This is a genomic window from Dyadobacter subterraneus (assembly GCF_015221875.1).
Taxonomy (GTDB): domain Bacteria; phylum Bacteroidota; class Bacteroidia; order Cytophagales; family Spirosomataceae; genus Dyadobacter; species Dyadobacter subterraneus.
Genome location: NZ_JACYGY010000001.1, coordinates 3,407,952 through 3,426,943 on the forward strand (window position 1 = coordinate 3,407,952; position 18,992 = coordinate 3,426,943).

19 protein-coding genes are annotated in these 18,992 nt (G+C 38.8%); 12 read left to right on the forward strand and 7 right to left on the reverse strand.

The window, feature by feature from the left end; translation table 11 throughout:
• Positions 1 to 174 precede the first annotated feature (174 nt).
• From IEE83_RS14015 to IEE83_RS14025, 3 genes are all read left to right on the forward strand, one after another.
• Entirely contained in the window at positions 175 to 570 is a 396-nt protein-coding gene (locus tag IEE83_RS14015) for a hypothetical protein (RefSeq protein ID WP_194121173.1), read from the forward strand.
• Positions 571 to 661: 91 nt separating this feature from the next.
• Complete coding sequence (locus IEE83_RS14020; RefSeq protein WP_194121174.1) at positions 662 to 2,236, forward strand: serine hydrolase domain-containing protein; 1,575 nt, start codon at positions 662 to 664, stop codon at positions 2,234 to 2,236.
• Positions 2,237 to 2,239: 3 nt separating this feature from the next.
• Positions 2,240 to 2,605 carry a DUF1801 domain-containing protein gene (locus tag IEE83_RS14025; RefSeq protein WP_194121175.1) on the forward strand — a complete coding sequence of 122 codons (366 nt, stop codon included), beginning with the start codon at positions 2,240 to 2,242 and terminating at the stop codon, positions 2,603 to 2,605.
• Between the two features lie 6 nt (positions 2,606 to 2,611).
• Here IEE83_RS14025 and IEE83_RS14030 read toward each other — a convergent pair whose 3' ends face one another.
• The 3 genes from IEE83_RS14030 to IEE83_RS14040 all read right to left on the reverse strand — a co-directional run bounded on the left by IEE83_RS14030 (position 2,612) and on the right by IEE83_RS14040 (position 5,856).
• The gene (locus tag IEE83_RS14030) at positions 2,612 to 4,432 is read right to left on the reverse strand and encodes a M61 family metallopeptidase (protein ID WP_194121176.1); all 1,821 of its coding nucleotides are present in this window, start codon (positions 4,430 to 4,432) and stop codon (positions 2,612 to 2,614) included.
• A 72-nt stretch (positions 4,433 to 4,504) separates the two neighbouring features.
• Complete coding sequence (locus tag IEE83_RS14035) at positions 4,505 to 5,230, reverse strand: esterase family protein (RefSeq protein ID WP_194121177.1); 726 nt, start codon at positions 5,228 to 5,230, stop codon at positions 4,505 to 4,507.
• A gap of 35 nt (positions 5,231 to 5,265) precedes the next feature.
• Complete coding sequence (locus tag IEE83_RS14040) at positions 5,266 to 5,856, reverse strand: GDSL-type esterase/lipase family protein (RefSeq protein WP_194121178.1); 591 nt, start codon at positions 5,854 to 5,856, stop codon at positions 5,266 to 5,268.
• Positions 5,857 to 6,036: 180 nt separating this feature from the next.
• On the opposite strand from IEE83_RS14040, the gene IEE83_RS14045 reads away from it, so the two are divergent.
• The 7 genes from IEE83_RS14045 to lspA are packed head-to-tail and all read left to right on the forward strand — an operon-like array spanning position 6,037 to position 12,400.
• Positions 6,037 to 6,537, forward strand: a complete 501-nt coding sequence (locus IEE83_RS14045; protein WP_194121179.1) for a GNAT family N-acetyltransferase — start codon at positions 6,037 to 6,039, stop codon at positions 6,535 to 6,537.
• A 30-nt stretch (positions 6,538 to 6,567) separates the two neighbouring features.
• Positions 6,568 to 8,088 (forward strand): ArnT family glycosyltransferase, encoded by a 1,521-nt coding sequence (locus IEE83_RS14050; RefSeq protein ID WP_194121180.1) that lies wholly within the window; start codon positions 6,568 to 6,570, stop codon positions 8,086 to 8,088.
• Positions 8,089 to 8,112: 24 nt separating this feature from the next.
• Entirely contained in the window at positions 8,113 to 8,805 is a 693-nt protein-coding gene (locus IEE83_RS14055) for a 3-keto-disaccharide hydrolase (protein ID WP_194121181.1), read from the forward strand.
• 27 nt (positions 8,806 to 8,832) lie between these two features.
• On the forward strand, positions 8,833 to 9,906 hold the full coding sequence (locus tag IEE83_RS14060; RefSeq protein ID WP_194121182.1) for a winged helix DNA-binding domain-containing protein: 1,074 nt from the start codon (positions 8,833 to 8,835) through the stop codon (positions 9,904 to 9,906).
• A 5-nt stretch (positions 9,907 to 9,911) separates the two neighbouring features.
• Positions 9,912 to 10,925 carry a phosphotransferase enzyme family protein gene (locus IEE83_RS14065; protein ID WP_194121183.1) on the forward strand — a complete coding sequence of 338 codons (1,014 nt, stop codon included), beginning with the start codon at positions 9,912 to 9,914 and terminating at the stop codon, positions 10,923 to 10,925.
• A gap of 24 nt (positions 10,926 to 10,949) precedes the next feature.
• Positions 10,950 to 11,867, forward strand: coding sequence for an alpha/beta hydrolase (locus IEE83_RS14070; protein WP_194121184.1), 918 nt, complete (start codon positions 10,950 to 10,952; stop codon positions 11,865 to 11,867).
• 17 nt (positions 11,868 to 11,884) lie between these two features.
• Complete coding sequence (gene lspA / locus IEE83_RS14075) at positions 11,885 to 12,400, forward strand: signal peptidase II (RefSeq protein ID WP_194121185.1); 516 nt, start codon at positions 11,885 to 11,887, stop codon at positions 12,398 to 12,400.
• On the opposite strand, the gene IEE83_RS14080 is transcribed toward lspA, so the two are convergent.
• Both IEE83_RS14080 and rluF read right to left on the reverse strand, forming a co-directional pair.
• Positions 12,401 to 13,651 carry a serine hydrolase gene (locus IEE83_RS14080; RefSeq protein ID WP_194121186.1) on the reverse strand — a complete coding sequence of 417 codons (1,251 nt, stop codon included), beginning with the start codon at positions 13,649 to 13,651 and terminating at the stop codon, positions 12,401 to 12,403.
• 650 nt (positions 13,652 to 14,301) lie between these two features.
• Positions 14,302 to 15,045, reverse strand: a complete 744-nt coding sequence (gene rluF, locus IEE83_RS14085) for a 23S rRNA pseudouridine(2604) synthase RluF (protein WP_194121187.1) — start codon at positions 15,043 to 15,045, stop codon at positions 14,302 to 14,304.
• Between the two features lie 137 nt (positions 15,046 to 15,182).
• Between rluF and IEE83_RS14090 the strand changes: the two genes are divergently transcribed.
• Together IEE83_RS14090 and IEE83_RS14095 are read left to right on the forward strand one after the other, a co-directional pair.
• Entirely contained in the window at positions 15,183 to 16,508 is a 1,326-nt protein-coding gene (locus IEE83_RS14090; protein ID WP_194121188.1) for an acetylxylan esterase, read from the forward strand.
• 54 nt (positions 16,509 to 16,562) lie between these two features.
• The gene (locus IEE83_RS14095) at positions 16,563 to 17,867 is read left to right on the forward strand and encodes a Gfo/Idh/MocA family protein (protein WP_194121189.1); all 1,305 of its coding nucleotides are present in this window, start codon (positions 16,563 to 16,565) and stop codon (positions 17,865 to 17,867) included.
• A 92-nt stretch (positions 17,868 to 17,959) separates the two neighbouring features.
• Here the strand turns inward: IEE83_RS14095 and IEE83_RS14100 are convergent, their stop codons facing one another.
• Together IEE83_RS14100 and IEE83_RS14105 are read right to left on the reverse strand one after the other, a co-directional pair.
• Complete coding sequence (locus IEE83_RS14100; RefSeq protein ID WP_090335811.1) at positions 17,960 to 18,316, reverse strand: hypothetical protein; 357 nt, start codon at positions 18,314 to 18,316, stop codon at positions 17,960 to 17,962.
• 185 nt (positions 18,317 to 18,501) lie between these two features.
• Positions 18,502 to 18,828 carry a tetratricopeptide repeat protein gene (locus IEE83_RS14105; protein WP_194121190.1) on the reverse strand — a complete coding sequence of 109 codons (327 nt, stop codon included), beginning with the start codon at positions 18,826 to 18,828 and terminating at the stop codon, positions 18,502 to 18,504.
• Between the last annotated feature and the right edge of the window lie 164 nt (positions 18,829 to 18,992).

Sequence of the window (18,992 nt, forward strand, 5' to 3'; positions counted from 1 at the left end):
CAAACGGTTGGGTCTACCCCGACCGTTTTTGTTATATTTTGACTTTAACGATTAATAAATTATTTCTAAGAAAAAAAACAAAAACCCTCTTCGAAGCGTTGTTTAAGAACCACGAAATTATTCGGTAGATACTGGAATGATTTTTTAATTAACACGGTAAACCATCCAGCCGTTATGAAAAAACTACTATTATGCCTTTTTGTTGGGATAGTATTTCTGCAACTAAGTTGTTCAAAAGACAAAGAGCTTAGCAATGACATTGAAGCGCAAAGCCAGGTTCAGATAAGAATCAGGAATGCAAGTTTACTGCCATATGACGATATTGAGGTGAATACAAGTGGTGGAATAAATAAATTCGGCACAGTTGCTGATAGCCAATTATCTGACTACAAGACTTTTGATTTCGCTTATCGTTACAGTTTCGTAAAACTTAATATTAACGGCGAACCCTATATTATTCAGCCGATAGATTACACTGGCGAACACAAGCTGGAAAGTGGTAAATATACCTATGAGATCCATCTTGATCCGGAAAGTAACCAAATATTTATGAGTCTGGCTCGTGATTGACACAAATTGAGAAATTTCTTCTGGTAAAAAGATTACACAACTTGTGTATTGGCTTATCTTCACGAAGAAATTTTTACTCAATTACTGTCTCATGAAAAAAATTTTCCTGGCTTTATCTCCGCTGCTATTTGCTCACTTTTGTTACAGTCAGCAAAAGCAAAATTTGAAAGAGGCTGCACCTGCCTCATCCTACAAAACTTATCAGCCACCAGTATTTACCGATCCGGATCGTATTGCTAAAATAAAAGCAGCGATACCAACACTGGAAAAAATTTATAAGGAATACGCCGAGAAGAATAATTATCCGGGTATGGCCTTTGGCATTGTCGCTGACGACCAGGTAATTTACTCTGGCGGATATGGCTACACCGATCTTGCCAATAAAACAAAAGCCTCGGGAAAATCGCTTTTCAGAATTGCCTCAATGAGCAAAAGTGTGACAACAATGGCCATTCTGAAACTTCGGGATGAAGGCAAATTACGTTTGGACGACCCTGCCTACCTTTACATTCCTGAGCTTAAAACAATGCCGCTTCTTACCTCCGATGCGCCTGCCATAACAATTAGGAACCTGATGACCCACTCAGCTGGTTTTCCGGAGGATAATCCCTGGGGCGATCGCCAGCTTGATGGAAAAGATGAAGAACTTCTGGCTCTGATTAAAAGCGGAATTTCAGATTCCAACGTTCCCGGTGTGCAATATGAATATAGTAATCTGGGCTTTGGGATGCTGGGCAAGATAATAGGAAATATCACCAAAATGCCTTATCAGCAATACATTAACGAAAATATTTTTAAACCACTTGGTATGGACCATACGATTTGGGAATATACCAAAGCTCCGGCTGAGTTGCTGGCACATGGCTATCGCTGGGAAGAAGGTAAATGGAAAGAAGAAGTTTTGCTGCACGACGGAACGTATGGCGCGATGGGTGGGATACTAACTTCGATAGAAGATTTTGGAAAATATATGGCTTTTCATTTGTCTGCATGGCCTGCAAAAAACGATAAAGAAACCGGCCCGATCAAGAGAAGTTCTGTCAGGGAAATGCAGCAGCCGTGGACTTTCAACAATCTGAATGCAAAATTTAAGTATCCAAACGGAAGAGAATGTTCTTTGGTAAGCAGCTACGGATACGGGCTAAGAACGAGCAGAGACTGCCAGGATCGTATTTTCACAGGTCACACAGGAGGTTTGCCTGGTTTTGGCAGCCAATGGTGGATTATGCCCGAATATGGAATCGGAGTGATTGCCAACGGAAATCTTACGTATGCCAGCATGAATACTGCTAACTTTGCTGTGATGGATACACTTATTTCACTAGCCGGTTTAAAACCAAGAGAACTGCCGGTTTCACCTATTCTGAAATTACGTAAAGATCAAATTGTCAAGTTATTACCTGATTGGTCGAATGCTGAAACAAGCAATATTTTTGCAGTAAATTTTTTCCCGGACCGTTCTGTTGAGCTACGAAAAAAAGCTACACAAGCACTATTTACTAAAATAGGAAAAGTGAAAAACGTAACTGAACTTAAACCACAAAATCAGCTTCGCGGAAACTTTCAGATTGAGGGAGAAAACGGAGTTATCGATGTCTATTTTACATTAACTCCCGAAAATCCTGCATTGATCCAGCAACTTGATGTAAAAGAAATTTTAAAATGACGGATGAAAGAAATTGACAACTTTTATCTCCAAAAACAGGAACCTGCCAAAAGCTGCCTTGTTGCACTCAGGCAAATTATTTTGGATAGAGATAGAAATATTTCGGAAGCCTGGAAATACAGGATGCCATTTTTCTGCTATAAAGGCAAGATGTTCTGTTATCTCTGGGTTGAAAAGAAAACTGACCTACCTTATTTGGGGATAGTTGAAGGAAACAAAATCGCTCATCCCGGATTAATTCAGGATGAGCGATCACGTATGAAAATTATGCGTTTTAATCCATTGGAAGACTTGCCTTTACAGACAATTCTCGATATTCTTGATAGCGCTATAACGCTTTATACCAGTGGTTTGATCAAAATTAATTAGTTAAAATCATTTCACCTTACTTTCAATCCATCGTTTTCTTATAGCGACTGCACCATCACCCAATGGTAAATCGGCTTTTTCATTTGGCAAGACAACCAGCTTGGGATTTTCAACAAGTTTGATCATAGCCAGAATCACATCTTTTCTATGCAGATATTCCAGTTCAATCTCATCGCCAGGCTTATGAGCATCCAGGATAGCCTTTATATCAGCTTCTTTTTTTACAGACTTCCCGTCCAGTTTTAGGATTTGATCGTCAATATCAACTCCTCCTTTGTACAATGGGGTATCGATTGTTGTATTGGCAGCGATCACCAATTCAGAATTTTGCTTATAGCGCACATTGCCAATCCAGGCTTGTCCGTCAAACTGTTTTTTAAGAAAAAATCCCGCTTTTTGAAGCAACGGAGCATAATCATACGATTCATGTCCATAAATATATTTTTTGAAAAAACCTGCTGCAAAGGCTTTGTCACCAGTAACAGATTCTAAAACTGCCTGTAAGTCAGAGATCACATAAGGCGTTTCAGGCTTCCCAAGTTTTAGCCAGACAGCCTTCATATAATCATCCAATGTCAATTTTCTGTTCAACAATTCCAGTTCCAGCGCCAAAGCAATGGACGCGCCATAAGGATAGTAAGAAGTGTACGTGTTTGGATAATTTGTTTTGTCAACCGCAACACCTGCATCTACAAAAACAGCCATACAGCTGGCGTCAGCGGGAGAAATCCGTTTGGCACCTGGTGTATTTTCCTTTGTACTTACTAATCCCGTTAATACGCCGCTTGCAAAATCTTCCACAGTAACAAAATCTGCTCTTTTTAAAAGAAGCTCACCATAATATTGCGTAAAACCCTCCGCAAACCATAACTCCCGGCTCATATTACTCTTTTCATAATTGAATGGTTCAAGGCTTTTCGGGCGAATTCTTTCTACGTTCCAGGCATGGAAAAATTCATGTGAGAAAACGCCTAGTAAATTATTCGATCCGTCAAACTTTGTTGGCAAGGCAATCATCGTACTATTTCTATGCTCCATACCATCACCTTTTACATAAGGATTGATACTCGCCAGAAAAGTATATTTCCCATAGTCAAAAGCCGGAAACTCGCCATAAACTGCCTGAGTCTCCTGTGTGATTTTTTTGACTTTGGCAGCAAAAATTGTAGTAAGAGAATCATTTGAATCCACTTCCAGTGCCAATCTGAATTCGTATGGTTTTTTATCCGGATTCGAAAGCGTCCAGCTCTTAATGGTCAGTGCGCCAATTTTAACTGGTGAATCCATAAAATATTGAAGATTCGGCGCAGTAAATAAATTTACCTTTTCCGTTGGTTTTAACTGCGTTGCAAATGTCCAGTTTTTACCTTCCGGAAGGTTAAAGGTTACATCAATCGGTGCATTTTCAAATTCCTTAACCCACATGAAAGTTGCAGGCATATTCAGATGAATGCTGTTCGGATCTACGCCAGCATAAGTTCCGTCCAGATAGTTTGCAAACAAAGTATAACGCACTTTCGCAAAACCATTTACCGCATTTACCTGATAAACGTCACCATCCACACGAAGAACAGAAACAGGTTTTCCCGACTGATCAAATCCTTTGACGTCGTAGACATTTTTACCAAATTCATGGGTGGCGTATCTTCCCGGAGAAGAACGGCTCATTCGAAATAATAGCTGATTTTGAGTCGCTCCGGTTATTGTAACATCAATCTGAGCTTCATGATGCGCAATATTGGGAAAGGTTACATTGTAACTGATTTTTTGAGCGGCTGCCGAATAAAAAGTAAAAAGGAGTGCGATGAAGCCAAGTGATCGATTCATACAATTGAGGTAAATAAATAAAACATTACCCGAAGATCGAAAAAAACCGGCTTGAAACAATTTAAATGGTTCTTATAGGTACAATTTTACCATTTCACGCCAGTAACGGGGACGATGCGCTTCTTCATTCCAGATGAAAAAATCATGCGCCACTTTCAGATTTGTAAGAGCTGCACTCAGTTCTTTATTGTTTTCCAAAAAGGAATCTTCCTGTCCGATTACTAGAATTATTTCTAGTTTTCTAAGTCTGCGAACAATCCTTTTATCAGATAACATCGCGATAAAACGCGTTGGCATATTGTAATAAATGGTATCGCTGAAATAGCCATCAAAAAGATCTTTAAAAAATGGAAGCGAAACCGTAAGATCATAACGAGCGCTCATGCCCACTACTTTTGTAAACAAAGCTGGGTGACGAAATGCAATATTAACCGCGTGATAACCACCAAGACTGCAACCTGCTGATATCAGCTTTTTTTCAGGATTTATTTTTCTGATGAATGGAATTACTTCTTTGAGAATATAATTTTCGTAATCAAGATGGCGTAAAATCCGGTCTTCGGGTGATGCGTCTGAATAGAAACTTTCATTATCGATACTATCAACACAGAAAACGTGAAGCTCGCCGGCTTCTATTTTTGTGCGCATGGCATCAATAACTTTCCAGTTTTCAAAATCATAGAAACGGGCACCTCTGGTTGGAAAAAAAATGACGGGAACTCCTCGTCCTCCAAAAACCAGCATCTCCATTTCTTTGCCTAACATCGGGCTAAACCACTTGTGGTACGCTCTTTCCATTACATTCCCGAAAATTTATAATGTTGAGATAATTTTCATAACGCCAGATTTTCCCTGATTTTTTCCTGCCAAAGCGCATATCCTTTGGTACTTAAATGCAATCCATCAGGTTCAAAGAGTGAAGAATCCGGTAATTTCTGATCGGTCAGCATGAATGGAAAAATATCGATATAATGCTGAAAATCATCATTTTCAGTTTCCAGTTTCACAAGACGGTTTGTTTCAATTATCTGGCCTACAATCTCCCAGCGCTGGATACTTGGCTTGATTGAAATATAATAACAGGGCACATTCCCGAATTTATTCCGGATCTGCCCAATGAGCTGCCTGTACGACAGAAGCGCTTCCTCAGGATGCCTGCCATCCCCAAGATCATTGTCGCCGGCGTAAATAATGATCCTGTTTGCAGTATTTAACTGGCCCAAAATCCGGTCAAAAAACCAGACACAGGCAGCCAGAGTTGAGCCGCCAAAACCAAAATTGACAGGTTTCAAATCAGCGAAATCTGAATACAATGTCTCCCACAAAGTTATCGATGAGCTCCCATAAAAAATCGTTTCCGGCTGGTAGGATAAACGCGATAATTCCTTTTCAACTCTTTGAACCTCCTCTTCGTACCAATACATAATTCCGGTAAACTTTTAAATAGAAAAATCTTTATAAAAAGTAAGACAACAACTGAGCCAGAAACTTTTATTTTATGCCAATACTTGCCACATTACCAAAGATATGTCATAGATATTAACTACGTGTTAACTTTATCGAATTAAAACGATATCAATTTTAAAAGTGCCCTAAATTAATTTATGAATCTAAGGAAATATTTGCCATCAGATTTCGGATTGCTGAACAGCTGGGTAACCACGGCCGAGTTGCTTTTTCAGTTTGCAGGAACTGCATGGACGTACCCGCTTGATGAAAAACAAGTTCAAAAATATCAGGCAACTTTTCCCGACCGGCAATTTTATATGGGTATTGATGACGAAAATAATGCTTTTGCTTTTGGTGAAATTATTGTCGGTGATATTAATTCACCCAGATTGGGCAGATTATTAATTGGTGACTCTGCCAGTCGTGGAAAAGGACTTGGACATTCATTTGTTAATTTGCTAATTGATGAATGTCGTCAAAGAATTGAAACTGATGTTATTTATCTGTACGTTTTTCCGGATAATTCCAGTGCAATCCGATGTTATGAAAAAGCTGGGTTTACATTTGTTCCGGACAAATCGGTAACGTTTAAATATGATGATGTGGATCAAATAGCCCTGTTGATGGAATACCGCGTTTTAGATAAAGTAAAATGAAAAAATTCTAAACCTGAAATTGTTACTGTCTTGTCAAAAAAAGCGCTGATCCTCTGCTTCTTTATTCTATTGAAATTTGTTCTTCAGTACACAATCAGTGCTCCTGAATATGAACTGCACCGGGACGAATTTCTTCATATGGACCAGGGAAAACATCTGGCCTGGGGTTATCTTTCTGTTCCGCCTTTTACGTCCTGGACCTCCTACCTCATTTTATTACTAGGCAAATCCGTTTTTTGGGTAAAATTCTTTCCGGCCCTTTTCGGCATTTTTACTCTGGTTATTGTATGGAAAGCCATTGAAGATCTTGGGGGAAATTTATTTGCATTTATTTTAGGTGCCACAGCTGTGACATGCTCTGTGATTTTGAGAATCAATATGCTTTACCAGCCAAATTCGGCTGACATACTTTTCTGGACATTAGTCTATTATGCTTTACTCAAATACATCAATTCCGAAAATAATAAATGGCCTTATCTTATGGCTATTGCGTTGGGCTTTGGATTTTTGAATAAGTATAATATTATGTTTTTGATCCTTGGATTACTACCTGCTCTGCTGCTAACAAATAATCGTAAAATATTCATAAATAAGCATTTATATCTCGCGTTGGGCTTAGCACTTCTGATCGTTTCGCCCAATTTAATATGGCAATACCAAAATCATTTTCCGGTAATTCACCACATGAAATTACTGAGTAAAACACAGCTTGTTAATGTAAATCGTCTGGATTTTATTAAAGAACAATTCCTGTTTTTCATGGGATCTATATTCATTCTTCTGGCTGCTTTTTTATCGTTTTTTATCTATGAGCCATTCAGGAAATATCGTGTTTTCTTCTGGTCATTTGTTTTTACATTATCACTATTTACATATCTGAGAGCCAAAGGTTATTACGCAATTGGCTTATATCCGATATTTCTGGCGTTCGGTTCTGTATATCTTGAAAGGGTATTTACAGCCAGATTTACATGGCTTCGTTACGCAACCGTATTATTTATTTTACTTTTATTCATTCCATTATTAAGGCTCGGTTTTCCCCTGGAAAGTCCGGCAGATATTAAAAAGCATCCTGAAAAATATAAAGCTTTGGGGCTGCTTCGGTGGGAAGACGGAAAGGATCATGAACTGCCGCAGGATTACGCAGATATGCAGGGCTGGAAGGAACTGGCAGAAAAAGTGGATGCGGATTACGAAAAAATCAGTGATAAAAAGCATACGGTTGTGCTTTGTGATAATTATGGACAGGCAGGAGCGATTAATTTCTATTCTAGGTTTAAAAATATTGGAGCTGTAACCATGAATGCAGATTACATTGACTGGATACCGCTTGACGAAGAAATTAAAAATGTAATCCTCGTTCAAAATGCTGATGATGATGACAAGGAAAGAAAAAAGGAGCAGCCACTTTTCCGGAAAGTAGCTCTGACAGGAAAAATTGAAAACCAATATGCAAGAGAACGTGGCACCAGTATTTATATCTTGCTTGATGCCAAGGTTTCTATCAACAAGATTCTGGAAGGTGATATCCGCGAAAACCGTTGGGATTAATATTTAAACTTATTCAAACTGAAAATGAAAAAACATTACCTGTTAGCCTTAGGTCTTTTAATAGCCACTCCGTTTGTTTCCAATGCACAAAAATCGAAAAACCTTCTCAACGGAAAAGATCTTAGCGGATGGCATATTGATGTGCCGGAAATGGACAAAAATCCAAAAGTGAAGTCGCCCTTTATGATTCGGAACGGTCTGCTTGTAAGTATGGGAACTCCCGGCGGACATTTAATTACCAATGCGGACTACGAAAATTTTCGATTAACATTTCAATACCGCTTTGCCGGAAAACCGGGAAATTGTGGTGCTTTGGTATTTGTTTCCACACCGAGAGCGTTATATGATATGTTCCCAAAATCCATCGAAGTACAAATGATGCATGAAAATGCAGGGGATTTCTGGTGTATTCAGGAAGACATTACAACGCCGGATATGGAAAAAAGACGTGGTCCAAAAGCAAACTGGGGCGTAAATGGTGATAAGCTTAGAAGAATTCCGAACCTGACCGATGGCAGTGAAAAACCACTCGGTGAATGGAACAGTATGACGATTGAATGTGTGAAAAATTCGATCAAGGTCTGGTTAAATGGTGATTTTGTAAATTACGGCTATAATGCAACAGCGCAAAAAGGTCACATTGCTTTGCAGTCGGAAGGTGCTGAGGTTGAATTTAAAAAAGTGGAAGTGACGCCTATTACACAGCTTACCAAGTGATTAAAGAAAGAATTCTGGTGATCAAAAATGACTGCTTCGGAAATCATTCATGCCCGACTTGTTAATCAACAAATCGCACAAACGAAATTCTCAAAACCAGAGGAAATCGTAACACATCTTGTGGCCATGCAAGCACAGGAATACGCTATGGCAAAATGGGCGATTGGATTGCGGTTACAGAATTTTTTCGATGAGGATATTGAAAAGGCTTTTAATGAAGGCAGGATTTTGCGCACACATATCATGCGCCCTACCTGGCACTTTGTATCTCCCGAAGATATTCGCTGGATGATTTCACTCACAGCTCCCAGAGTAAATGCGGTGAATGCCTTTATGTACCGCAAATGCGAACTGACTCCGAAAATTTTCAGTCAGTGCAATGATATTATCACAACAAATCTGGAAGGTGGCAAATATTTAACAAGAAATGCTTTAAAAGCTGAACTGGAAAAGAAAATTGAGACTGGCGACGGCGTAAGATTGAGCTGCATTATGATGCAGGCGGAATTGGAAGGTATTATTTGCAGCGGACCAAGGGATGGAAAGCAATTTACCTATGCGCTAATTGAAGAGCGTGTTGCTAAAACCAAGACATTATCCAAAGAAGAAATGCCGGCAGAACTTACCAAAAGATATTTTAAAAGTCGCGGTCCGGCTCAGCTAGAAGACTTTGTGATGTGGTCCGGATTAACTGTCAAAGATGCCAAAGTCGGTATTGACATGCTTCCAAAAGATTTTGTTAGGGAAGAAATTAATAGGAAAAACTATATATACAATCCGGATTCAGCGGCATCAGGCAAAATACAATCTACCTTTTTGATGCCCGATTACGACGAATATGGTATGAGTTATAAAGACCGTAGTGCCATTTTCAATCTGCCTCCAAAAATCCTGGATAATCCAAAACTTAACATTCCATACAACCGCATGATTGTCGTGGATGGACAAATTGTTGGCAGCTGGAAACGTACTATCAAAGGAAAAGAAATGGATGTTGAGTTGGAATTTTTCAAAAAATTGAATAAAAAACAAGAGCACGCAGTACAAATTGCTGTGAAAAAATTCTGTTCTTTTGCAGGAAAGAACTACACTGAAAAATAATGAGCATGTCACCCTTTCCTGTTTCTAACTCTACCTTATCTACAAAACACCTTGCCGAATTTCTTCAAAATGAATATCAGCTTGGGACCAAAACGGATTGTAAACTTTTAAAAACAGGGATAAGCCATACTTATCTGGTCACTGCTGATTCAGAGAAACTTATTTTCAGAATTTACAGTCTTGACTGGCGGACAAAAGCTGAAATCCTCGAAGAAATTCGACTTATCAATCTTTTAAAAGACAATCGAATTTCTGTTTCCTATCCGATCCCCTCACCGGACGGACAATATATTAAGGAGTTCAACGCACCCGAAGGTACTCGTTTCGGCGTTTTATTTTCACACGCCAGAGGTGCAAAAGCACTCAACTATTCCGCAGAAATTCATTTTAAAGTTGGAGAAACAATTGGGAAAATTCATTCACTGACACAAAATTATAATCTGGACCGGGTTACCTACACGCCGGAAATTTTGCTTGATGATTCCTTTCAATACCTCAAATCATTTTTAAATCCCGAACAGGAAGAAATGATTTACATGGCCGAATTGAAAGAAATTTTAAAATCAGAATTGCATCATATTGATCGGTCCCAGGTCAGATTTGGAGCTGTGCATACGGATATCTGGTTTGATAATATGCACTTTTATGGTGAAGATGAAATCACCATTTTCGACTTTGATTTCTGCGGAAACGGAATGCTTTGCCAGGATCTGGGTTATTACATTATGCAGCTTTACAACCTGGAAAAAGATGAAGCACAGTATAACCTGAAACTCGAAAGTTTTCTGAAGGGTTATGAAAGTACAGCTACTTTTAGTGAAGAAGAAAAACGAATTATTCCGTACATCAGCACAGCCATCTACTTCTTTTTCCTTGGCATTCAATGCCAACGCTACGACAACTGGTCCAATGTTTTCCTGAATGAAATTTATTTATCGCGTTTTATTAACCTGATCATTAAAAAGTGGTGCGATTATAATAAGATTTCTGTCGGGGAAAATGTTTCCAAATTATCTTAAAATTTAAACTCAATAACGCCGCATATGTCTTTCAAGATTTCAAAAACAGCAAAAGTTATTACCCTATTGATATGCGGCATAACGGCTGTGCAAGCTCAGATTCCTGAGAAAATTAAAAGCATATTTCCTGCCGGAACGGTCATGCATAATAATCTGGCTTATGCCGGTGATACTTTGAAAAGGCACAAACTCGATATTTATCTCCCTGCAAACGCCAAGGAAAATTTGCCGCTTGTGATCTGGATTCATGGGGGTGCGTGGAAAGAAAATGATAAATTTGCCGATATGGGTTATATGAAAAATACGGTCAAATCTTTCATTGAAGAAGGCTATGCATTTGCAAGTATAGACTACCGGTATAGCACAGACGCTATCTTTCCCGCTCAGATTCAGGATTGTAACCAGGCAATTTCCTGGCTTTATCAAAATGCCGGTAAGTATGGAATTGATAAAAATAAATTCGCAGTTATAGGATTTTCAGCTGGAGGACATCTGGCCTCGTTGCTTGCGCTTTCCAACAATAACAAGATCAAACAATTTACAAAAGAAGGGAAATCTGTTCCATTTAAAATTAAGGCTGTTATTGATTTCTACGGACCGTCAAATTTCATGGCACTGATTCCTAAAATTGAAATCAATGATCCTACCGACGCTGTAACCTCATTATTTGGCGCAACAATTCTGGAAAGACCTGATATTGCTACTTTGGCAAGCCCTACAACTTATGTGGATGCCAATGATCCGCCATTCCTTATCTTCCATGGACAAAAAGATGCACTGGTTCCATATACGCAATCGGTTTTGCTTCGTTCTTATTTATTAAAGGCAAAGGTTGCAAACGAATTGACGATTGTAACGGATGCGCCACATTATGGTGAAATGTTTGATGTAGAATCCAACAGAAAAAAGATTTCACTTTTTCTTAAAACGTACTTAAAATAGTAAGCTTCAATTCAGCAATGAGTAAAAAACGAATTTTAACAAATATTTCCATTTTACTGGTTCTGATCGCAAACATTGGATGCGATCAGATCTCCAAAAATATTGTAAGAGAAAAAGTGGATTACTACGAAAATATTAGTTTGATAAGTAATTACTTCACGCTAACAAAGGTTGAAAATGACGGTGCGTTTCTAAGTTTGGGAAGCTCTTTACCGGAAACAATTAAATTTATTCTGCTTTCGGGCATACCATTGATAACACTTGCATTTGGCGTAGGATATATGTTTTTAAGAAAAAATATATCCCTGATGAGTATGATTGCTTTAAGTTTTGCAATTGGTGGCGGCTTCGGAAATATTTATGATCGCATCGTGCACGGCTCGGTAACGGATTTCCTGCATATTGATCTGGGCTTCATTCAAACCGGCATTTTTAATATGGCAGATGTTTCTCTGGTGGTTGGGATGGCTTTGTTTTTTGTTCAATCCTTTTTTAACCAACGCCATTCCATTTCCCAGGAATCTAAATATTGATTAATATTTCATTTGAAATCTTTTCAAATCAGGAAGATATTTTTTCTTTCTTTTTAGCTCGGTTTGATAAATGACCTGCCCGAGATTTTTCATAAACGGATAGCAAACTTCTTTGTATTCATATTTGCTGTCGTTGTAAATTTCATCATCATTTGATTGAACAACAGCAGTTAGTAAAAATTCTACTTTATTTTTAAAATCGACGAAGTAAGCATTGTCAATAATAAACCCGTAAGAATCTCCGTATTTATTGAAAATTCGAATATTGGAATCCGGTTTTATTTCTGGATCTGCGCCGTAAAATAAAAATTTCGCACTTGTTGACCAGTTTTCCTTTGGGTCATATTTTGGATAATCGCTTTCTGTCGGATATTTGCTCATGTAGGTATAAATGAGATTGTAATCGTCAACCGTTAACTGAAACCGTTCATTTACAGGAAAAACTTCCGGAAAAATAAGTTTTTTCATGACCGCCTGCTGATCGGTCATACTGAAAGCATTACGGTTGGTCATGTTGAAAGGTTTATTGACCAAATGATCAGAACTGTCCAGATATGCTTTTCCCATCACTAGATTACTCAACTCAATCGGATAATTCTCCAGATCAAATTTGCCCGGCTGACTATATACCATCTTTTTGTTGTCAAAAAATGAAACCGGATTGGTATGACGCGAGGTAAGTTCTGTATCTTTTACAGCATAACGATTTAGAATTCGACTGGTAGTTAAGTCATATTCTTTTAATCGCTGATTGATTTCCGCTCGTCCCACAAATTCATACAGGCGGTTGTATGCATCATTATCGCTTACTAATAGAATTTTTTTGATGTAATGTTCAACCGATGGAAGCCCACTTTTTGATGTAGAGTCTTTCTCAACAACCGTTTGTTTATCAAAATCAGCACCGGTGATCATGATACTTTCCTTAGTCAGACCTGGAATTTTGAGTTTATTAATTTTTTCCAGTGCAAAAATTAAAGTCGGCAGTTTTACAGTACTGGCTGGAAAAAAATAACGGTGATCATCCAGATTGTAGCTGTAAGTTTCAAAGTGAGGAATATTGTTTTTGTCTCGGTCGATTTGGGTGTAGAGAATCTGGACCTGATTTTTTTGAGGATGATTTAAAATGTGCGAAAATTTATCCGGGTGACTTTTGAGAAGCTTTTCCAGATAAATGGTATCTATTTTTTGCGCATAAATTGGAAAATTCAGGCACAAGACCAAGGTCAAAGAGAGTATCGTTTTAATCATTTATTTATCTTGATTTGTTTGTTAATCTGTACCCTGGATTAAAAAGTTATTATGCTAAATGCTAGAATTATTACGGTGCGCCGCACCTTGGATAATGTGAAATCCTATTCTTATTCCTACAATTATTTTGGTGCGCTGCACCTAGGATAATGAGAAATCTTATTCTTATTTCTACAATTATAGTGCGCCGCACCTTTGATAATGTGAAATCCTGTTCTTATTCCTACAATTATTTTGGTGCGCTGCACCTAGGATAATGTGAAATCTTATTTCTACAATTATTACGGTGCGCCGCACCTTAGATACTGTGAAATCCTGTTCTTATTCCTACAATTATTTTGGTGCGCTGCACCTAGGATAATGAGAAATCTTATTCTTATTTCTACAATTATTACGGTGCGCCGCACCTTGAATAATGTGAAATCCTATTCTTACTTCTACAATTACTGTGGTGCGCCGCACCTTGGATAATGCTGGATCTTGTCACAATTAATACTATGCAAGCACCTGGATAACTAAATTTATTCTCAAATTCACTACCAAAAGGTACGGAGGACTAAAATACTTGAGGCCTCCGCGCGGTAGAAACCAATCACCCTCTACATGTACGTTGCACCACACCGTAATTTCTTTCTTGCACATTCGGTCATTTATTCCTCATCCAACCCCTCAACATAAGATCCCTCTTCCGTTTTGGTAGAACTTTCCACTGCATTATTGATATATTTCAATTCTTCGGTGGTTAAATCCCGCCATTTCCCAATTGATAGATTTTCCAGCGTAACATTCATAATCCGAACACGCTTTAATTTCGTTACACTGTAACCCAGGTACTCACACATTCTCCGAATTTGCCGATTCAACCCTTGTGTAAGAATGATGGTAAAAACATACGGTCCGTCTTTTCTTACAAAACATTTCTTAGTAACCGTATCCAGAATCGGAATTCCATTACTCATTTTCTGGACAAAATCGGACTTTATGGGTTTATCAACTGTAACCACATATTCCTTTTCATGATTATTTCCTGCACGAAGAATTTTATTGACAATATCTCCATCGCTAGTCAAAAAGATCAAACCCTCTGATGGTTTGTCTAGACGCCCGATTGGGAAAATTCTTTCTTTGTGATTAATAAAATCGATGATATTTCCTTTAATCTGTCTTTCCGTGGTACAGGTAATTCCAACCGGTTTATTAAAAGCAATATAAACGCCTGCCTTTTTTACTTTCAATGGTTTTCCATCAATAAGGACTTCATCGCTATCTGTCGCCTTATCGCCTAAAACTGCCTTTTGACCGTTCAGCGTTACACGACCTTGTTCTACCAGACGATCTGCCTCACGACGGGAGCAAAAACCCGTTTCACTTATAAATTTATTTATGCGGATCAAACTAAAATATTATTGATGTTAAAACCGGACTTTTATTTTCTGAATTTAAAGATTGCAAAAAAAATCGGGATTGAAATCAAAGAAATGGCCGCTTTGGCTCTTTCTATACCAATACAAAGAATTTATAATCTATATCCATGCGAAATACCATTAATCCTGAATCCTTGAAACTCCGGTTTCATCATTTACTATTTTTTTTCCTGCTGGCATTAGCACCGGCTTTTTCCCAACCCATTGAGCGCGCGACAAAAATTATAGTTGCTCCCGACCGTGAAGACTGGACTTACAAAACCGGTGATAAAGTGAAATTCACAATCACCGTTTTGAAAAATGGAAATCCTGTAAAAAATGCTTCTATCCGCTATGAAATCGGACTGGAAAAAATGGATCCGACCATTAAAGAAACTAAAACTGCCGCGAACGGAACCATAACAGTTGATGCCGGAACATTAAAAACACCGGGATTTTTGAGATGTATTGCCTGGACAGCTAACGGCGAAGGCGAATACCGCGGATTGGCAACGGCCGGTTTCGAACCTGAAAAGATTCAGCCGACAGTAGCAAATCCTGCCGATTTCGACACCTTCTGGGAAACTGCAAAAAAAGAATTAGCAACGATCCCTTTGGACGTAAAAATGACATTACTGCCTGAACGCTGCACGGAAAAAGTAAATGTTTATCATGTTAATTTACAGAATTTCAAACTAGGAACCAGATTGTACGGAATTCTTAGCGTTCCAAAAAAAGAAGGAAAATATCCGGCTTTACTGAAAGTTCCTGGCGCTGGTGTTCGTGCTTATTATGGAGATCCGGTTACTGCTGAAAAAGATATTATCACATTTGAAATCGGTATTCATGGCATCTCGGTCATCATGGATCCAAGTGTATACAATGATTTGGGATTGGGCGCATTAAACGGATATCCAAATTATAACCTGGATGATAAGGATCGTTTTTATTACAAAAGAGTATATCTGGGCTGCGTTCGCGCCAACGATTTCCTGACTAGTTTACCTCAATATGACGGAACAAATCTGGCTGTAACCGGCGGAAGTCAGGGAGGTGCTTTGTCTATTATTACAGCTGGTCTTGATCCGCGTGTTAAGTGGCTTGGAGCGTTTTATCCTGCGTTAAGCGATGTAACAGGTTACCTCAGCGGAAGAGCTGGCGGGTGGCCTCATTACTTTGACAAAACAAGTGTTAAAGTAAATAATACAAAAGAAAAACTGGCAACGGTTGGATACTATGACGTGGTGAATTTTGCAAGACGTGTGAAAGTACCGGGATACTATATGTGGGGCTACAACGATGAAACATGTCCTCCAACTTCCATGTATTCAGCCTACAACGTTACAACAGCACCAAAAGAATTGAAGTTATATCTCGAAACCGGCCACTGGACATACCCGGAAGAACGCGACGTGATGAACAACTGGCTAATAACCAAGCTAAAAGCAAAATAGCCAGTTCAAGCCACTATTCAATCATTCTCTCAATCTCTCATTCAATCATTTAAAATGGACCGTAGGAAATTTATTGAACAATCGGTACTTGCGGGAGCTGTGTTTTCTTCTCTGCCGCTGTTGACTTCATTGAAAAGAACGACCCAATATAAAACGGCTCTTATCGGCTCGGGCTGGTGGGGAACCAATATCCTTCGCTGTGCCATTCAGGCAGGAGAATCCAAAGTGGTTGCGTTGTGTGATGTGGATGAAAACCAGTTAAAAATTACCAATACAGAAGTTACAAAACTGACTCCAGACAAGCCTAAACTTTACAAGGATTACCGGGAAATGCTGTTGAAAGAAAAACCGGAAATTGTGATCGTGGCTACTCCTGATCACTGGCATGCACTGTGTTGTATCGCAGCTGTGGAATCAGGAGCGCATGTGTATGTGGAAAAACCGATTTGTCACACCATTCAGGAAGGCAGAGCAATGGTGAATGCGACCAGAAAACATGGAAGAATTGTTCAGGTTGGTACGCACAGGCGTGTTTCTCCGCATAATGTCTCAGGTATGGAATTCCTGAAATCAGGGAAAGCAGGGAAAGTTGGTATGGCAAGAGCGTTCGTTCACTATGGTGGCGGTGCAGGACAGAAAGTTGCAAATGAAGAAGTGCCAAAAGGTTTGGATTGGGATATGTACTGCGGTCCCGCCCAACTTGTACCTTATAACAAAACGATTCATCCGAAAGGATTCCGCAATTATCTCAATTTTGCAAATGGCACATTGGGCGACTGGGGAATTCACTGGCTGGATCAGGTCATGTGGTGGTCTGAGCAAAAATACCCGAAAAAAGTTTACTCAACCGGCGGTCGTGCTATTCGTCAGGATAATACTGATGCACCAGATCATCAGGTCGCGGTTTATGATTTTGATGGTTTTACCCTGGAATGGGAGCATCGTAATTTTGGAGCAAATAATGCCGAGAAAACGCATCCACAACAGGCCGTCGGGGTTTATTTTTATGGAACGGAAGGCACATTTCATATGGGCTGGCTTGATGGCTGGACTTTCTATCCGAGCAATCCAAATAAACCTGTCATACATCAGGATGCGCAACTGAATAAACCTGACGATCAGAATATTCAACAATTGTGGGCAAATTTTTTGAGCTCTATAAAAACAAATACACCACCAATTTGTGAGATTGAAGTTGGTCAAAGATCCACAAATCTTGCCCTGCTGGGTATGTTATCTTACAAACTTGGAAGAAGTATTATCTGGGATGGAGAGAAAGAAATAATTCCTGGCGATGCGGAAGCTAATAAACTGTTGCGCAGAGATTACCGTGGTGAATGGAAATATCCGGAAGCCTGATCAGCTTTAAAACATCAATACAAAAAAGAACCGGACTGAATGTTTTAAAACTTTCAATCCGGTTTTTTAATTTCAATTCTCGTAAAGAGCTATTAATCTATTTTAATAACTTCTGCCGGAATATTATATTGAGTAATTATTTCACGTGTGAAACGGACGTGACCACGCGGTGCCATCAGATACAATTTAGCACCTTTCATCCCGGCCAGTTCGCTCAGAAGTTTCCATTTGGAAACACTTCCCCGAAGCTGGTCTGTTTTCATGGACACTTCCAGATAATGTCTGTTGAACATATTCACACCTGTAACATCCGGCGTGAATTTCTCATTATCCGCAGCTCTTTCATAAGATTTAGGCGTTTCAAAGCCTTCCATATTGGCCTGAATTTCCTTAAATCCATGAGCTTGTGCCCATTTTACAACAATGGGAATAAATGATTCCTTTTCCATAAATAACAATGAATGATTTCTTCCCCCGACCGACGGGGAAACTCAACGTAAAATATTAAAAACTAAACTGAGCAGAGTGAAAGCGTTGTAACCTATAATAGTCGCCAAACAAGCCACATTTCTTACCAATTAGGAAAACTACTATTTTTTTGGCACATTACAAAATTAAATTATTAACCTCAATGCTAATCATCCAGCTCATCAAGGAACGACCGATAAGCCCTTAGAAGCTCCTGATGCGTTTTTGTATTGTTATTAAGTAACGCCAGATCAATTCCTTTCTGATATATTATTTCTGCTTTTTCTACTTTTTCTATCTCTGCAAAGAACGCCGCAGCGGGATAATACGTCGCCAAATAATCCGGATGTTCTGTTAGAAGTTTATCAAAAAATTTCTCAGCTTCTGTCGAATCGGATTTTAAATATTCCAAAGCTAATGCATATATGTTGAACGGATCGCTGGGATCTTCCTCGTAAAAAGTAATCAGATTTTGAAGCAGTGAGTTTTTCATTTTAATATTGTTATGCTTGCATACTATTTAAGATTTTCTGTATATTCGCCATTATAAATTTATTCTTAAAAAATTATAAATAACGACGGTAAACGGCTTTTTTGAATTATCCGGGCAACGTTTCATGATATTTTCATCAACAGCTTTTTAGTCAGTCACTTCCA

Excerpts from the sequence above, each read along its gene's own strand:
- IEE83_RS14015 (WP_194121173.1), top strand. The coding sequence starts at position 175 with ATGAAAAAACTACTATTATGCCTTTTTGTTGGGATAGTATTTCTGCAA.
- IEE83_RS14020 (WP_194121174.1), top strand. The coding sequence starts at position 662 with ATGAAAAAAATTTTCCTGGCTTTATCTCCGCTGCTATTTGCTCACTTT.
- IEE83_RS14025 (WP_194121175.1), top strand. The coding sequence starts at position 2,240 with ATGAAAGAAATTGACAACTTTTATCTCCAAAAACAGGAACCTGCCAAA.
- IEE83_RS14030 (WP_194121176.1), bottom strand. The coding sequence starts at position 4,432 with ATGAATCGATCACTTGGCTTCATCGCACTCCTTTTTACTTTTTATTCG.
- IEE83_RS14035 (WP_194121177.1), bottom strand. The coding sequence starts at position 5,230 with ATGGAAAGAGCGTACCACAAGTGGTTTAGCCCGATGTTAGGCAAAGAA.
- IEE83_RS14040 (WP_194121178.1), bottom strand. The coding sequence starts at position 5,856 with ATGTATTGGTACGAAGAGGAGGTTCAAAGAGTTGAAAAGGAATTATCG.
- IEE83_RS14045 (WP_194121179.1), top strand. The coding sequence starts at position 6,037 with ATGAATCTAAGGAAATATTTGCCATCAGATTTCGGATTGCTGAACAGC.
- IEE83_RS14055 (WP_194121181.1), top strand. The coding sequence starts at position 8,113 with ATGAAAAAACATTACCTGTTAGCCTTAGGTCTTTTAATAGCCACTCCG.
- IEE83_RS14060 (WP_194121182.1), top strand. The coding sequence starts at position 8,833 with ATGACTGCTTCGGAAATCATTCATGCCCGACTTGTTAATCAACAAATC.
- IEE83_RS14065 (WP_194121183.1), top strand. The coding sequence starts at position 9,912 with ATGTCACCCTTTCCTGTTTCTAACTCTACCTTATCTACAAAACACCTT.
- IEE83_RS14070 (WP_194121184.1), top strand. The coding sequence starts at position 10,950 with ATGTCTTTCAAGATTTCAAAAACAGCAAAAGTTATTACCCTATTGATA.
- lspA (WP_194121185.1), top strand. The coding sequence starts at position 11,885 with ATGAGTAAAAAACGAATTTTAACAAATATTTCCATTTTACTGGTTCTG.
- IEE83_RS14080 (WP_194121186.1), bottom strand. The coding sequence starts at position 13,651 with ATGATTAAAACGATACTCTCTTTGACCTTGGTCTTGTGCCTGAATTTT.
- IEE83_RS14090 (WP_194121188.1), top strand. The coding sequence starts at position 15,183 with ATGCGAAATACCATTAATCCTGAATCCTTGAAACTCCGGTTTCATCAT.
- IEE83_RS14095 (WP_194121189.1), top strand. The coding sequence starts at position 16,563 with ATGGACCGTAGGAAATTTATTGAACAATCGGTACTTGCGGGAGCTGTG.
- IEE83_RS14100 (WP_090335811.1), bottom strand. The coding sequence starts at position 18,316 with ATGGAAAAGGAATCATTTATTCCCATTGTTGTAAAATGGGCACAAGCT.
- IEE83_RS14105 (WP_194121190.1), bottom strand. The coding sequence starts at position 18,828 with ATGAAAAACTCACTGCTTCAAAATCTGATTACTTTTTACGAGGAAGAT.